This window comes from Metaclostridioides mangenotii (genome assembly GCF_017873185.1).
GTDB classification, from domain to species: Bacteria; Bacillota; Clostridia; order Peptostreptococcales; family Peptostreptococcaceae; genus Metaclostridioides; species Metaclostridioides mangenotii.
The window spans coordinates 288077-304952 of the sequence record NZ_JAGGJX010000001.1; the positions used below are offsets into that span (position 1 = coordinate 288077).

Sequence of the window (16876 nt, forward strand, 5' to 3'; positions counted from 1 at the left end):
GTAATTGTTTACATAAATTGTTTAACATGGGCGAGCTTTGATGAAAAAACTTTTGGATTCCCGACTTATCATTGTAGCCCTTCAAAATTTATGATGGATTTTATTTAAAAGTTTAACAAATTCTATACAATTTTAAAGTAAAATATTACAATTTTGATATTAAAAAATAAATAGCTGGTATTTTTATTAAAATCTTACAATATCTGCTATAATTATATTAGCGAATAGAGAAATATTGGGGTGAAAAGTATGAGAAAACGAAAAAATTTAATTAAAAGATTATTATCAGTTGGTATGGCGATATCATTTTTTATTGTATCAACAGCGCCAACCTTAGCATATACAAAGGATTCAATAACATCAATTAAAAAACCTGAATACACTGAACAATATAAACAGTATCTTGAGGATGTTGAAAATGGACTAGTAGACAAATACAATGGCCGTATTCCAACTCCATACAGAAACGAAGCGACAGAAGTAAAAGACAATGGGCTTGGAATATCTGTTCCGAATTATTTAAAGCGTAAGTCAAGTGCTAATTTGCCAATTAATTATGACCCTAGAAAACTTAATCTTGTTACACCAGTTAAAGATCAAGATGAGCTAGGAACATGTTGGACTTTTACAGCAATGTCATCACTGGAGAGTTTTTTAAAGTATAAAAATATGGGAGAATACGACTTCTCAGAAGAACATTTGAAGTGGTGGTCTACTAATGGTGACTACGGTTGGAACTTGACAGATATGACTGGAGCATCAAATTATACAGCTATTGGATATCTAACATCTTGGATGGGTCCAAAATTAGAGGAAGATATTCCGTATAACGGCAAAGTTCCTATGGCACTTGGTGCTACTAGACCGAGCAATATGGATACAGAAGATACTCAAGTAAATGTAACAGAAGTAGTACATATAAATGACAATAGAGAGTCAATGAAAAATTCAATACTTGAGTACGGCGCTATTATTTCAGGTTATGGCCATTATAATAGATATTTAAGCCAAAATAAGTCTGCCTATAACTGCAATGTATATCAATATACAAATCATACTATATCAATTATAGGATGGGATGACAATTATTCGAAAGATAATTTTAACCCTAAATACAAACCGCAAAGTAATGGTGCTTGGTTGGCTAAAAATAGCTGGGGACCGTACAATTCAGAGGGAGGATATCTTTGGATTTCTTATGAAGACAGAACTTTAATGTCTGATAACGATAATTTTGCCATAAGAAATGTAGAGATGCCAGATGACAGCAAAAAAATATATCAACATGAATATGCAGGGATAGCTCCACTTGTAAGCAAAAAAATTACTGCGGCAAATGTATTTGATTTTAGCAGTGAAAGTGAAGTTTTAGATTCTGTAACATTTATGAGTGATAGTATAGGTTCTAAGTACAATATCTATTACGCACCAGTTGTGGGAGATATTCCTCAAAAAGATAGAATGGTAAGAATCGGTGGAGGAAATATTGAGTTTTCAGGATATACTAACGCAAAAGTAGACACTTATAAAATTCCTAAAGGAAAAGGTGCAATAGTAGTTGAGATAGATGGAGAAGGTACAGGTAATGTATCGATATTCGGTGAAACAGAAGTAAAAGGATATAGTGGACTTATGGCTAAAGCTAATTTAGGCGAAAGTTATATTTTAGAGGGCGATAAGTTTAAAGATGTCAACTCAGATGATGAATTTTACCCAACAAACTTTACAATTAAGGCAGTAACTAAAAACACAACTTATCGAGATGTGAATAAGGAAAGTTTAGTTGGAGCGGATAGATACGAAACATCTGTTAAGATTAGTAAAAAGGGATGGACCAATTCTGAAAATGTAGTTCTAGTAAATGGGGAAGCTATACCGGATGCGTTATCAGCGACTCCTTATGCTGCATCGATTAATTCGCCAGTGCTATTAACTGAAAAAAATAATTTAACGCAAAAGACAGCAGAGGAAATAAAGAGACTTGGAGCAAAAAATATATATATAGTAGGTGGAGAAAATTCTGTAAGCAAATCTATTGAAGATAAACTTAATTCATCTGGTTTTAAAGTTGAGAGAATCTCTGGTGAAGATAGATACAAAACTAGTATGAATTTGGCTTACAAGTTAAATGATAAAAAGAGAGTATCAAAGATAGCAGTAGTAAACGGAGTTGGTGGATTGGCAGATGCTATAAGTATAGGAGCCCCTGCAGGGGAAAATAATATACCTATAATACTTGCAGATCCAAGTAGTCAAGTAAAAGACCTAGATGAGTTTGAAAAGACTGCTAATATAGAAAAATCTTATGTAGTTGGGGGTACTTCCTCATTATCTACGGATTTAGAAGGAAAACTTAAAAATTCTACTAGATTGTCAGGTGAAAATAGAAATGCCACAAATGCAGAGATAATAGAACATTTTTATAAAGACAGTAGCATTGGTTCTAAGTACAATAATTTATATGTAGTTAAAGATGGTACAAAGAGCAGTGGTGATCTAATAGACGGATTGTCAGTAGGAGCGTTGGGAAGTAAAAATAAATCGCCAATAGTGTTAGTAGGAAATAAGCTCGTAGATGAACAAAAGAGTGCCCTTAAACAAAAGACATTCACTTCGGCAACACAAGTTGGTGGAGGAGCAAATAGAAAGGCATTTGCAGAAGTGTTTAAATTGATAAGATTACCGTAATTACAGTTAGAATAGTTTAATAAATGTTTAGTACCGAATTCTACGAAATTAATTTGGTATGATAAAGAGTGAGCAGGAGGCATTAAGCTTCCTGTTTATTTTATATAGGCAACTAGTTACTTTAACTGTATTTATAAAAAATTCTGATGTTTTATTTAGAATTTATAGATTTAGTATGATTTATTGAATTAATTAGTTGACTAGAGGTTTCATTAGAAATAGAATGGAGTATAATAAGTAATATTTTGAATATTTTGGAGGTAGTTGTATGAAGTTCAAAGTTGATAAAGAGGTATTTGATAAGTTAGAAAATGTTTGTTTTGGGGTTGTTGTAGCAAAGGGTATCGATAATACAAAAACTGTAGATAGAATAAGCAACTTACTGGATATCAGTATTGAGAATACGGAAAATTACTTTGAGGGGAAGAAGGTAAAAGAATCGGATGAAATTCTTCCTTATAGAGATGCTTTTAGAGAGCTTGGTATAAATCCTAATAAATTTATGAGTTCTATTGAAGCGATGACTACAAGAGTTTCAAAAAATAAAAAGCTTCCTTACATAAACCCAGTTGTAGATTTAGGAAATTCGATTTCATTAAAATATTTACTTCCACTAGGAGCGCACGACATGGATCTTAGCAGTGATGATGTTAGTGTCAGATTTTCTAAGGAAGGGGATAAATTTATCCCGTTTGGTGAAAATGAGCCTGAACTTATAGAAGGTGGAGAGCTTATTTACTCTGTTGGTGAGAAGGTTAAGACTAGAAGATGGATATGGAGACAGGGCGAGGAAGGTAAGATAACTGAAAGCAGTAAGAATATATTCTTCCCTATTGATGGATTTAATGATAGAAATGTAGATAAGGTTATTAAGGCTAGAGATGAACTTGCTAAATTGATTCAGGAGATCTTTGAGTGTGAAGTTGAAGTTGGATTTGTAGATAAAGATAATATGGAATTTGAGATAAATTAGCAAGTTGTTATACAACATGAACAGAGGTTGTTCAGTACATGTCAGACAAAGAGTGTCTGAAAATGATCTGGACAACCTCTGTTCACATTGTACGTCAACTTGCTATTATTCTATTTGAAGTAAAGGCGAAGACCTAAGAGCAGGGCAGAGCAATAACGAAAGTAACAACAAGAGCAATAACAATAAAAAATATAACAATAATAAATCAATAATAAAAATATTAACAAGTATAAGAATTCTTGAAGGAATAGATATAATTATAAGATCTAAAGTGTGATTAGATGTGTTTTTTATGAGAAAATGTAAAAAATATAGAAATAGTGTGTGTTATATATGCAAAAAAATTGAATAGTGTGACATAAATAGCTATTAATATTAAAGTTGTTGATAAAATTATATTTAATATATAAAAATATTGAATATATAGGCTATATAGTGTACAATAATTATGTAAAAAGTACACGAAGGGAGAAATATATTGATGAAGATAAAAGTGGGTATGAATGGGTTTGGTAGAATCGGAAGACAGGTTTTAAGATTGGCTCAAGAGGAGTTCGGTAGTGATTTGGAGATAGTTGCTATTAATGCTAGAGCAAATTGTGAGACTTTGGCACACCTATTCACTTATGATTCTAGTTATGGAACATTTAGAGGAGATGTTGATGTTAAAGATGAAGATACTTTAGTTGTTAATTCTAAAGAAATTAAAATACTTAGACATAATGATCCTGAAGAAATTCCTTGGAAAGATCTAGGGGTTGATATAGTAATAGAGTCTACTGGTATATTTACTGATAAAGTTAAGGCGGAAAAACATATAAAAGCTGGAGCTAAGAAGGTTATAATTACTGCTCCTGGTAAAAACGAAGATGTTACTATTGTTATGGGAGTTAATGAAAAAGAGTACGATAATGATAAGCATAATGTAATCTCTAATGCTTCTTGTACTACAAACTGCCTAGCTCCATTTGCTAAAGTTCTTAATGAGAAATTTGGTATTAAGAGAGGCCTTATGACTACTGTTCACTCTTACACTAACGATCAAAGAATTCTTGATAAGAGCCATAAAGATTTAAGAAGAGCTAGATCGGCTGCAGAATCTATAATACCGACTACGACAGGTGCGGCTAAAGCTGTTTCTAAGGTTCTTCCAGAGTTAGAAGGTAAATTAAATGGTTTCTCTCTTAGAGTTCCAACTCCTACAGTTTCACTTGTAGATTTAGTTTGTGAGCTTGGCAAGAATGTTACTATAGATGAAGTTAATAATGCACTTAGAGAAGCGGCAGAAGGTGAATTAAAAGGAATTCTTGGATACTCTGATAAGCCGTTAGTATCTATTGACTACAAACAAGACAGTAGATCTTCTATAGTAGATGGTTTATCAACTATGGTTATGGAAGACAATATGGTTAAAGTGGTTTCTTGGTACGATAATGAGTGGGGTTATTCAGCAAGAACTGTTGATTTAGTAAAATATGTAGCAGATAGATTAAAATAGATAGAAGCGAATAAAAAAAAATAAAAAAAATAAAAAAATTTTATATTTATTAATAAAAGATTATGGAGAAAATTTATTTTAAATTTCTGCATAATCTTTTTATTTTACAACATAATCAATATACAACTTGATACCTGATATCAAGTCGTTAGTTGACGTTGACAATAATGTTAATAAATTTACAATTAATTCTTAAAAGAAAGTTTTGCAAATTCAACTTGCATAAGTCTGATAAAACTTTGTCGATAAATGTAGGCAATCAGTGTTTGCAAGGTGTTGTATAGGTGGTTTACTAGTTGCAAAGTTTTAAGATTACCTTTATAATCTAATTAAGAAAAACTTCAAACTAAAATTTTATAATCAAAAATGGAAGGAATGAAAAAAATGGAAGAAAAGGTAACAGAGAAATTGGATGACAGGAGGAAGGTAAAACCTGTCAGTACAGAAACCTTTGTATTTCTTGCCGTATTGCTAGTTGGTTTTGGGTACATAGGAAGCATAATGGGTGTGGGGACTATGTTTAAAGTCATTATGGCTACTGCACATGCATTACTTCTAGAAACTGTTTTCTTAATTATGGCATTAGCTGTTTTGGCAGGTGCACTGAGTGCTTTACTTTCTGAATTTGGGGTAATTTCACTTATCAACAAATTATTCAGAGGATTAATGAGACCTCTATATGGTTTACCTGGAGCGAGTATAGCTGGGGCTATAACAACATACTTATCTGATAACCCAGCCATAATATCGTTTGCAAAAGATAAATCATTCACACAGTTTTTTAAAAAATATCAAATTCCTGCACTTTGTAATCTAGGAACAGCATTTGGTATGGGACTTATAGTTACTACATTTATGATGTCTCAAGGAAAAGAGTTTATAGTGCCAGCATTAATTGGTAACGTAGGAGCTATCATAGGAAGTATAATAAGTGTTAGACTTATGTTACGTCAAACTAAAAAGTACTACAACTACAATCCAGAAGAAGATAAAAAGAGTACAGATGGTGTTACTAAAGGCGAAGAAATGAGAGAAATTAGGGATGGAAACGTATTCCAAAGATGTCTTGATTCGATACTTGAAGGTGGTAAACTTGGAGTTGAGATGGGACTAGCGATAATTCCGGGTGTACTAGTTGTATGTACACTAGTTATGATCCTTACATTTGGACCATCAACTGATCCTACAACAGGTCAAGCTGTATATAATGGTGTTGCTTATGAAGGAATTAAACTACTTCCTGTAATAGGTGATAAACTTGGATTTATACTAGAGCCGCTATTTGGTTTTACTTCTGCAGAAGCTATAGCATTCCCTGTTACATCACTTGGAGCTGTTGGGGCTGCAATATCATTAGTACCTAAATTCATAGCAGATGGTGTTGTTACTCCAAATGATATAGCCGTATTTACAGCAATGGGTATGTGTTGGAGTGGATACTTAAGTACACACATAGGTATGATGGATGCGCTTAATGCTAGAGATCTTGCTGGAAAAGCAATACTTTCACATACAATAGGTGGTTTATTTGCAGGTATATCTGCTCACTTTATATTTATGTTTGTTCAGATGATATTCTAATTTAAATAAATTATTATGTTTAGATAGATTCTTAGCATATATTAAAAAGCACTAAAATGTTGATATGAGATTTTTCATACAATGTTTTAGTGCTTTTTGCTGTCAAATAATCTATTAAAATGTTTAATAATGTAAAATTAGTGTAAAAATATATATAAATATAGAAATATGTTACAATATTTAGTAAACTAACAGTTAAGTTACTTATATAATGATTTGGTTATTTTACTTACAAACTACCTAGTAGAATAATTGGTTAGCGATTAATCATAAATTTTATAAACTAATCATAAGACTTATAGAGCAACTTACTAAAATTTAAATATAGAACTTACAATAAGATGGTTTATATTATGGAGGTTATATTATGGAAGAATTATTTCATATAGGTGTTGATGTAGGTTCTACAACAGTAAAAGTTGTGGTGCTAAACAATAACAACATAGTTTATAAAGAATACAAAAGACATTATTCTGATGTAATAAAATCTGTAAAAGAAGTACTTCATTCTGTGTATGAAAAGTTTGGAAATAAAAAAATAACTATTGTAATAACTGGTTCTGGAGGCATAGGTATCTCTAGAGTACTAGGTGTTAAATTTGCTCAAGAGGTTATATCTAGTACAAAAGCTATAGAATATTTTAATCCAGAGACTGATGTGGTTATTGAATTAGGTGGAGAAGATGCGAAGGTTACATTTTTAAGTGACGGTGTGGATCAGAGAATGAATGGAATATGCGCAGGTGGGACAGGTGCTTTTATAGATCAAATGGCATCATTATTAAAAACTGATGCAAAAGGATTAAATGATTTAGCTAAGGATTATGAAGTAATTTATCCTATAGCTTCAAGATGTGGTGTTTTTGCCAAGACGGATATACAACCTCTTATAAACGATGGAGCTAAACAAACAGATATTGCTATGAGTATTTTCAATGCTGTAGTAGTACAAACTGTCAGTGTATTATCTTGTGGTAGAAAGATTGAAGGAAAAGTGGCGTTTTTAGGTGGACCACTTTATTTCCTATCTGAGCTTAGAGAAGCCTTCAAGAGAGTTTTAAATCTAAGTGATGAAGATATAATATTCCCGGGAAATGCACAGCTTTATGTCGCTCTAGGAGCAAGTATACTCTCAATTGATGAAGAGAATATAAACTTATCTTCGTTAATTGACAAATTAAACGGCGTCAATTCTATAGATTCAGTAGATACAGACTACATAGATATACTATTTAACGACGAGGAAGAGTACAAAGAATTTACAGATAGACATGGTAAGGATAAGGTAAAAACTAAAGATTTAAAAGACTTGAAAGGCAACTGTTATCTCGGTATTGATGCTGGTTCTACTACGACTAAATTAGCTCTTGTAGATGAAGATGGCAACTTGCTCTATTCTCATTATGGAAGTAACCATGGTGCGCCTTTAGAAACTACAATAAAGGCTATTAATGATATATATAATGTACTTCCAACGGATAGTAGGATTGCGTATACAACTGTTACTGGATACGGGGAGGCTCTTATAAAAAAAGCCCTAAAAATAGATAATGGCGAAATAGAAACAATTGCTCACTATAAGGCAGCGAAATTCTTTAATGAAGATGTAGATTTTATATTAGATATAGGTGGACAGGATATGAAGTGCCTAAAAATAAAGAATGGTGTTATAGATAGCATTATTCTTAATGAGGCGTGTTCATCAGGATGTGGTTCGTTTTTAGAGACTTTTGCAGATTCGTTATCAATGGGAATTGAAGACTTTGCAAAGGCGGGGATATACTCTAAATACCCGGTAGACCTTGGTTCAAGATGTACAGTTTTTATGAATTCAAAAGTTAAGCAATCGCAAAAAGAGGGGGCATCAGTGGGAGATATCTCTGCTGGTCTATCTTATTCAGTTATAAAAAATGCGTTGTTTAAAGTTATTAAAATTAGAAACACTGATGAAATCGGAAAAAATATAGTTGTTCAAGGTGGTACATTCTACAATGACTTGGTACTTAGAAGTTTTGAAAAACTGATAAATCAAGAAGTTGTCAGACCAAATATTTCTGGAATAATGGGAGCCTTTGGGGCTGCACTTATATCCAAAGAGAAGTACACAGATGGCTATAAAACCGAGTTGATTGAACAAGATCAACTTACAAATGTAAATCTAGATGTAGATGTAACTAGATGTAAGGGATGCTCAAATAACTGTTTACTTACTATAAATAAGTTTTCAGATGAAGAAATATTTGTATCGGGAAATAGATGTGAAAAGGGCGAGATTCTACATGGAGGTAAAAAGCCAAATAAAGATGAAAAACCAATAAACCTTTACCAGTACAAATACGACAGAGTTTTTAAATACAAACCTCTGAAGAAGGAAGAAGCTCCATTAGGTGAAATAGGTATACCTAGAGCTTTAAATATGTACGAGAACTATCCATTCTGGTTTACATTCTTTACAAATCTTGGATTTAGAGTAATTATATCTGATAGATCTTCAAAAGCATTATACGAGAAAGGAATAACTAGTATAGCATCGGAAACAGTTTGTTATCCAGCAAAACTAGTTCATGGGCATATAGATAACCTTATAAATAAAGGTATAAAAAATATATTCTATCCTAGTGTTACAAATGAGAATAAAGAAGATCAAAATTCAGACAACTTCTACAACTGTCCAGTTGTAATTTCTTATTCTGAGGTTATAAAAAATAATGTAGAGGAATTGAGAACAGAAAATATAAATTATATGAATCCTTTTATCAGTTTAAATGATAAAGAAAAATTGAAAAAAAGATTATATAATGAATTAGGTAAAAGCTTCGGCAATTTATCTAAAAGAGATATCTACAGTGCGGTTGATGCTGCAACTAAGGAACAAGATTCATTTAAACTTGAAATGCAAACAGTCGGTGAAAAAGCTATAAAAGATATGGAAGAAAAAAATCTCAAAGGTATTGTATTATCTGGTAGACCTTACCACATAGATCCTGAGATAAACCACGGTATGCCAGAGCTAATAAACTCACTCGGTATGGCTGTTTTAACAGAAGATTCTATAAGTCATCTGGCAGATCTTGAGAGACCGCTTAGAGTTGTAGACCAGTGGGTATACCATTCTAGACTTTACAGAGCTGCAGCATTTACGAGAGAAAAAGATTATTTAGAACTTGTGCAATTAAACTCATTTGGGTGCGGGCTAGATGCCGTAACAACAGATCAAGTTGAGGAAATTCTTCATGAAAAGTCTAAGATATATACAGTTATTAAGATAGATGAAGGAAACAACTTAGGTGCTGCCAAGATAAGACTTAGATCTCTACAGGCAGCTATGTCAGAGAGAGAAGAAAACAATGTACATGTAAAAGATATAGAGAATAAGAAGAAATACGATAAAAACACTAAACTCGCTAAAGGACATACAATACTAGCGCCGCAAATGTCTCCTATTCACTTCGACTTACTTGAAAAAGCAGTTAATTTAAGTGGATTTAACATAGTTGTATTAAACGATACAGACAACAGCGTAATTGAAGAAGGTCTTAAATATGTAAACAACGACGCTTGTTATCCAGCCATTATAGTAGTTGGGCAGCTTATTAAAGCTCTTAAATCTGGAAAATACGATTTAAACAATACATCTGTTACCATAACTCAAACTGGTGGTGGATGTAGAGCCACAAACTATATTGGATTTTTAAGAAAAGCTATGTACGATGCTGGATTTAAAGATGTACCTGTTGTAGCACTTAGCGTAAATGGAATAGAAGAAAATGATTTGATGAAGAATGTATCTTTAAAACTTATAAATAGACTGTTTATGGCTGCTATTTACGGAGACTTACTGATGAGAGTTCTCTACAGGGTAAGACCTTATGAAAAAGTTGAAGGTAGCACAGATGCACTGTTTAAAAAATGGAATGATATATGTAAAGAATCTCTTGTGAAAGGAAAGCTATCTGAATTTAAGAAAAATGTAAATTCAATAGTTAATGATTTTGACAACTTAGAGATATTTGACATTCAAAAACCTAAAGTTGGATTAGTTGGAGAGATACTAGTTAAATTCCATCCAGTGGCAAACAACAATTTAGTTGATATACTTGAAGCTGAAGGGGCAGAGGCTGTTGTTCCAGACCTTACTAATTTCTTCTTGAGTTGTGCGTACAACACAATGTTTAAACACGATTACTTAGAAGGAACAGGAAAATCTAAAATGGCTGGAAAGGCGTTTATTGCGATTGTTGAAGCTTATCAAAAATCGTATAAAAAAGCTTTGAACAACAGCAAGAGATTTTCAGCACCAGAGAAAATTCAAAATGTAGCTAAAAGCACTAAACCTGTAGTTTCATTAGGTAACCAAACGGGAGAAGGATGGCTATTAACAGGTGAAATGGTCGAACTTCTAAGTGAAGGGGTAGATAATATTATTTGTATGCAGCCTTTTGGTTGTCTACCAAACCATATTATTGGTAAGGGATCAATAAAAGAGCTTAAGAGATTGTACAAAAATGCGAATATTATACCTATTGATTACGATCCATCAGCAAGTGAGGTAAATCAACTTAATAGAATAAAATTAATGCTTTCAACAGCATTTAGAAATCTGGAAAAAGTGAATATATAAAAATATTATACAGTTAGATAATCTAAAGTATAAATGAGATTTAATAAAAAAATAAGATTTTATGAAAATATCTAATCCAAGGGATGTAAGCTTTGGTTAGATATTTTTTTGTGTATTTCCATATGTAAATTTATTTATACTTTATCTGTGTATATTGTCCATGGATTTGATATAATAAGTTTAATATGAATTAAACGCATGAGGAGGAATCAATATGTGTGAAGAAACTAAAGCATCGGAATACAATAAAAAAGGTCTAAACTGCGCTGAGTCTGTAATAAAGGCGTACAATGAAGAATTTGGTGCTAATATACCCATAGCACTTGGAAGTGGCTTAGGTGGTGGAAATGCTGTTGGAAGTTTGTGTGGAGCAGTAAATGCAGTAAACATCATAATAAGTTATGAAAAGGGAAGAGTAAGCGAAACAGAGACTAGTAATGCAAAACTATACGTAAAAGATGCTATGAATTCAGTATCTGAAAAATATGGATCACATATATGTAAGGATCTAAAGAGGGATAAAGTTAGCTGTAAGGAGATAATAGATTTTTCTTATATAAACTTAAAGGAGACGTTAAAGAAAGATCTTTAAATATTTTAGATAAAAGTTTTAAAGAAAAGGTGGTAGGCGATGAAGTTATATGAAAACTTTATTTCATCAGAACTATTCAAATACGATGTAAGTGAAGACATTGTTATTTACAAGGGACGTTTTTGTGTTTACCTAGATAAAAAATATAAATGTAGTGGAAAAGTGTATTTAAAGACGATTCCACCTGTGTCAGTTAATTTCCATGCAGATATACTTTTTGTTGAGAATATAGATGATGTAGATATAGGAAATATGGAGTTAAATTATGACAACGCTGTTTTAGAAGTGCATGGGTACAAAATAACTTCAGTAAGTATAAATTCTCTAAGTAAGGCCTCAATTGACGGATACTTAAACGGGAGCTATATGAGATCGAAAAATTCATTTGTAGATTATGTAGACTTTGGCATATTAAATTCAAATAAATACTCAGGAAAACTTATAAAAAATGGTGAAATACTATATGCAGGCAGGATGGAGTTTGAATTTAACGATTTTGTTGTGGTATTAGACAAGAGAGAAGATTATAGAAAAGAGCTTTATGAAGAGTTAAAGTCTAAATCTGGAGCTATAATAACTCATGTCGGCAGAATCTACAGGAAAGACAATAAGAGCTTTAAAACAAGCAATATAATCGATATTTTAGATGATATATCAATAGCGCTTAGTTTCGCTTGTGGAAGATATGTTGGATTTTGTACTGCACTTGGTTATAAAGATGATTCTGTGGTGTATAAACTGTGGGGAGAAAGCAGAGTTTCTCCGTTTAAATTTGTTCCAAATTGGACAGACACCATATCAAATCACCACAATATCGAAAAATATTTAGGTTTAATATGTAAAAAATTAGATGACTTTTACTTTGGTAAAGCTATAAGAAATGTAGTTAATTGGTACATTGAATCATTAAGTAGCATAACTTTAGAGAATAATATAATCTCAGTGCAAGTTGCTCTTGAGACTCTTTCATATATAGTTTTAGTTGAGCAGGAAAAAATTATTACTGACGAAGAATTTGATAAAAATGTTACATCAAAAAATCTAAGATTACTTTTGGAATCTTGTAAGATTCCGTATGGAAAAGAAGAGTTGGTATTTTTTGATGATTGGATTAATGAGAAATTCGATGATGGGGTAGATCTTTTAATTTACTACAGAAATACTATAGTGCATCCGAGTAGGAAGACTAAAAGAGCTAGACTTGAGCTCGAAGATATGTGGAATATAATTACTATTGGAACAAGATATATAGAACTTGTACTTTTGTATATTATCGGATATAAAGGTGAGTATTCTAATAGACTAAAAGATAGATCTTATGGAGAAGTAGAAGTAGTTCCTTGGAGCCAATAATAATTAAATTTTTAGAAAATTATAAAATAAGAATACAAAAATTAAAAATATCTATTGACAGATTTTGCTTTATGATTTAAAATCAATAACAACAAGAGAAAAAAATTTTTTAAACACTTTTAAATGCTATGATAAGAAATAGTAGGAGTAGGCATCTTAATCAGAGAGTTTCCGGTTGGTGAGAGGAGCATTAGATTATACTTTGAACACATCTTTGAGCAGGACTTTGAAAGGACTTTTGTCCCAGTAGAAGATTTCGGTATCCTTGCACCCGTTACAGTGCTAGAGTATAGATAAGACTATTGTACTTGATGAGGTTAGTGTCGCGAGGCATTAATAAAAAGAGGTGGAACCACGAGAGTCAACTCCCGTCCTCTAGCTATAGCTAGAGACGGGAGTTTTTTAATACAATTTTTTATGCGCGCTAAAAATTTGTGTTACACAAAACACCAATGAGATTGATACAAAAATTAGAAAGTTAAAAAATTTATTAAAAATTGAGTGGAGGAATAATAATGAAAAATATATTTAAAAAATTATGTGTTTTAACTGCAACATTAGTGCTAGTAGGGAGTATGGTAGGTTGTTCTGGCAAAGGCGATAAAGCTGCAGATAAAAACGATAAAAAAGAAATAGTGGTTGGATTTGATAATACATTTGTACCGATGGGATTTTTAGATGAAAAAGGTGAAACAGTTGGATTTGATATAGATCTTGCAAAAGAAACTTTTGAGAGAATGGAAAAAGACGTTAAGTTTCAGCCTATAGATTGGTCGATGAAAGAAACAGAAGTTAATTCAGGAAATGTAGATGTGCTGTGGAATGGTTACTCTATAACTGATGAGAGAAAGAAGAAGATTTCTTATACAGATGCATACCTTCAAAATAAACAAATAATAGTTACGATGAGCGATTCTGATGTAAAGACTAAAGCTGATTTAAAAGATAAAGAAGTTGGCACTCAACAAGGGTCTACAGCATATGACGCAATCGAAAAAGATAAAGCATTTATGGAAACTTTAAAAGGTGGCACTCCAGTGCTTTACGACACATACGACAAAGCTCTTAGAGATTTAGAGATAGGCAGAACAAATGCAGTTGTTGGAGATGAAGTATTAGTTAGATATTATGTGAGCCAAAAGGGAGAAGATAAGTACAAAGTTCTAGATGAAGACTTTGGACTTGAAGACTATGTAGTTGCAACAGCAAAGGACAACAAAGAGCTTAGTGATAAGATAAATGAGAAAATCAAAGAAATGAAAGACGATGGGACTTTCGAAAAGATATACAAAAATTGGTTTAAATAAGTTTAGTAAATTTAGACAGATAATTTATGAGGGGGATATAATATGTTACAAGGTTTAGGAATAGTTTTAGCGATATTTTTAATAACACTTATTGTGTCGATACCGCTTGGCGTTTTAGTTACATTTTTAAGATTGTCTAAAAACAAGCTGGTAAGTGGGATTACACAGTGTTATATCCTTATAATGAGGGGCACACCGCTGCTTTTACAAATGATAGTAATATTCTACGGCTTGCCGCTTATAGGTATAACTTTTGATAGGTTTACAGCAGGTATTATAGCCTTTATATTAAATTATGCAGCGTATTTCGCCGAAATATTTAGAGGTGGAGTTCAGTCTATAGATAGAGGGCAGTACGAAGCCTCAAAAGTACTTGGATTCGATAAAGTTACTATGTACAAAAGAATAATATTTCCCCAAGTTTTAAAGAGAATACTTCCTCCTGTTTCAAATGAGGTTATTACTTTAGTTAAGGATACATCTCTAGTGTATATACTTGGGCTAAATGATATTTTAAGAATAGCTCAAATTGCCATGAACAGGGATGTAAGTTTGATTCCACTCTTACAAGCAGGTGCTATATACCTAGTATTTGTGGCAATACTTACTAAAGGATTTGAACTTTTAGAAAAAAAGTTTACGTACTATAAATAGGGGGTAAAATATGTTAAAGGTAGTGAATTTAAATAAGTCGTTTAAACAAAATAGGGTTCTTAAAGATATAACATTTGAACTTGAAAAAGGTGAAGTAGGAGTATTATTAGGAAAATCAGGTGCAGGTAAAACTACTATTTTAAGATGTATCAACGATCTTGAAAGATTTGATAGTGGCGAGATAATTATAGATAATAAAACGATAAAGTCAAGTAAAGATATGGCGGAGATAAGGGGAGAAATAGGTATGGTATTTCAAAATTTTAACCTATTTCCACACATGACTGTACTAGAGAATATAATAGAATCACCTGTTAATATTTTTAAAGTAGATAGATCTGAAGCAGAGAAATCTGCAAAAGAATTACTGAAATTAGTGGATTTAGAGGATAAATTAGACGCATATCCTTTTGAGCTATCTGGAGGGCAACAACAGAGAGTTGCAATAGCCAGATCGTGTGCACTTATGCCTAAAGTACTGTGCTTTGATGAACCTACATCAGCTCTAGATTCAGATACGATTCAGAGAGTTGTAGCGATTATAAAAAAACTAAAAGACAAAGGTATGACTGTTCTTATAATAACTCATGATGTAGCTTTTGCAGATGGTGTGGCTGATAAAATTATCAGTATTAAAGATGGAGTAGTTGGGGACATAAAACTTAAGGAGGAAATTTAAATGATTAAATTATACGGATATTCAAAATGTTCAACAGTTAGAAAAGCTAAAAATTGGCTTGATGAAAATAATATAGCTTACGAAGATATAGATATGGTTAAAATTCCACCTTCAAGAGAAGAGATGGAAAATATTTATAAAACTAGCGGTTTAGAAATAAAAAAATTCTTTAATACAAGTGGGATGAAGTATAGAGAATTAGGCCTAAAGGATGTAATAAAGACAGAGCCAGCAGATAAGCTTTTAGATATTCTTGTAAGTGATGGAATGCTTATTAAAAGACCGATGCTATTTGACGGAGAGAAAGTACTTCTAGGGTTTAAAGAAGGGGCATGGAAAGAAGCATTGTTGTCTCAAGACTAAATTAAGTAAATTACAACAATGAAGTATATGAACAATATTATAGGTAATAAAAATATTATAAAAAGTGATTGTATTCAAAAATAGCTTGAATACAATCACTTTTTTTATTGACTTTTTATACATACACTGTTATTATGTGTATATAAAGTATATATACAGTATGCACAGTTGAATTAGAGAGAGGTGAAAATTTGAATATTAATATAAGTAATTCATCATCAGTTCCGTTGTATGAGCAGATTCAAGGTCAGATAAAGTCTGAAATAATCTCTCTGAATTTAAAGCCTGGTGACGTATTACCATCTATAAGATCGCTAGCAAAAGAGTTGAAAGTAAGCATAATAACTACAAAAAGGGCTTATGAAGAACTTGAGAAAGAGGGGTTTATCCAAACCGTTGCCGGTAAGGGAACTTTTGTAGCTAACCAAAACTCAGAAAGACTAAAAGAAATAGCAAAATACGAGATAGAATGCAAACTTGAAGAAATTATTAGGCAGGCAAAAGCAGTAGGTGTGAGCTTTGAAGAATGGATAGAAATTTCAAAGAATTTATTTGAGGAGGTATAAC

The 16876-nt window shown here is 32.1% G+C and carries 12 protein-coding genes and 1 other annotated feature; all 12 genes read left to right on the plus strand.

Features of this window, described 5'->3' with window-relative positions; translation table 11 throughout:
* The first annotated feature begins 249 nt into the window (after positions 1–249).
* The 12 genes from J2Z43_RS01445 to J2Z43_RS01500 all read left to right on the plus strand — a co-directional run bounded on the left by J2Z43_RS01445 (position 250) and on the right by J2Z43_RS01500 (position 16875).
* Positions 250–2688 carry a cell wall-binding repeat-containing protein gene (locus J2Z43_RS01445; protein ID WP_209455526.1) on the plus strand — a complete coding sequence of 813 codons (2439 nt, stop codon included), beginning with the start codon at positions 250–252 and terminating at the stop codon, positions 2686–2688.
* A 268-nt stretch (positions 2689–2956) separates the two neighbouring features.
* Positions 2957–3661, plus strand: coding sequence for a B3/B4 domain-containing protein (locus tag J2Z43_RS01450; RefSeq protein WP_209455527.1), 705 nt, complete (start codon positions 2957–2959; stop codon positions 3659–3661).
* 481 nt (positions 3662–4142) lie between these two features.
* A complete protein-coding gene (gap, locus tag J2Z43_RS01455) occupies positions 4143–5159 on the plus strand; it encodes a type I glyceraldehyde-3-phosphate dehydrogenase (RefSeq protein ID WP_209455528.1) in 1017 nt (338 codons plus the stop codon).
* Positions 5160–5534: 375 nt separating this feature from the next.
* Positions 5535–6740, plus strand: coding sequence for a CD0519/CD1768 family membrane protein (locus J2Z43_RS01460; RefSeq protein WP_330617424.1), 1206 nt, complete (start codon positions 5535–5537; stop codon positions 6738–6740).
* A gap of 367 nt (positions 6741–7107) precedes the next feature.
* Positions 7108–11361, plus strand: a complete 4254-nt coding sequence (locus J2Z43_RS01465) for a 2-hydroxyacyl-CoA dehydratase (protein WP_209455529.1) — start codon at positions 7108–7110, stop codon at positions 11359–11361.
* 214 nt (positions 11362–11575) lie between these two features.
* On the plus strand, positions 11576–11953 hold the full coding sequence (locus J2Z43_RS01470) for a C-GCAxxG-C-C family (seleno)protein (protein ID WP_209455530.1): 378 nt from the start codon (positions 11576–11578) through the stop codon (positions 11951–11953).
* A 39-nt stretch (positions 11954–11992) separates the two neighbouring features.
* Entirely contained in the window at positions 11993–13306 is a 1314-nt protein-coding gene (locus J2Z43_RS01475) for a hypothetical protein (RefSeq protein ID WP_209455531.1), read from the plus strand.
* 119 nt (positions 13307–13425) lie between these two features.
* Positions 13426–13685, plus strand: a binding site (T-box leader).
* A 136-nt stretch (positions 13686–13821) separates the two neighbouring features.
* Positions 13822–14613, plus strand: a complete 792-nt coding sequence (locus J2Z43_RS01480; protein WP_209455532.1) for an amino acid ABC transporter substrate-binding protein — start codon at positions 13822–13824, stop codon at positions 14611–14613.
* Between the two features lie 42 nt (positions 14614–14655).
* Positions 14656–15267 (plus strand): amino acid ABC transporter permease, encoded by a 612-nt coding sequence (locus tag J2Z43_RS01485; RefSeq protein WP_209455533.1) that lies wholly within the window; start codon positions 14656–14658, stop codon positions 15265–15267.
* A 10-nt stretch (positions 15268–15277) separates the two neighbouring features.
* Positions 15278–15946 carry an amino acid ABC transporter ATP-binding protein gene (locus J2Z43_RS01490; protein WP_209455534.1) on the plus strand — a complete coding sequence of 223 codons (669 nt, stop codon included), beginning with the start codon at positions 15278–15280 and terminating at the stop codon, positions 15944–15946.
* Entirely contained in the window at positions 15947–16309 is a 363-nt protein-coding gene (locus tag J2Z43_RS01495) for an arsenate reductase family protein (protein WP_209455535.1), read from the plus strand.
* Positions 16310–16500: 191 nt separating this feature from the next.
* Complete coding sequence (locus J2Z43_RS01500; RefSeq protein WP_209455536.1) at positions 16501–16875, plus strand: GntR family transcriptional regulator; 375 nt, start codon at positions 16501–16503, stop codon at positions 16873–16875.
* Position 16876 lies beyond the last annotated feature (1 nt).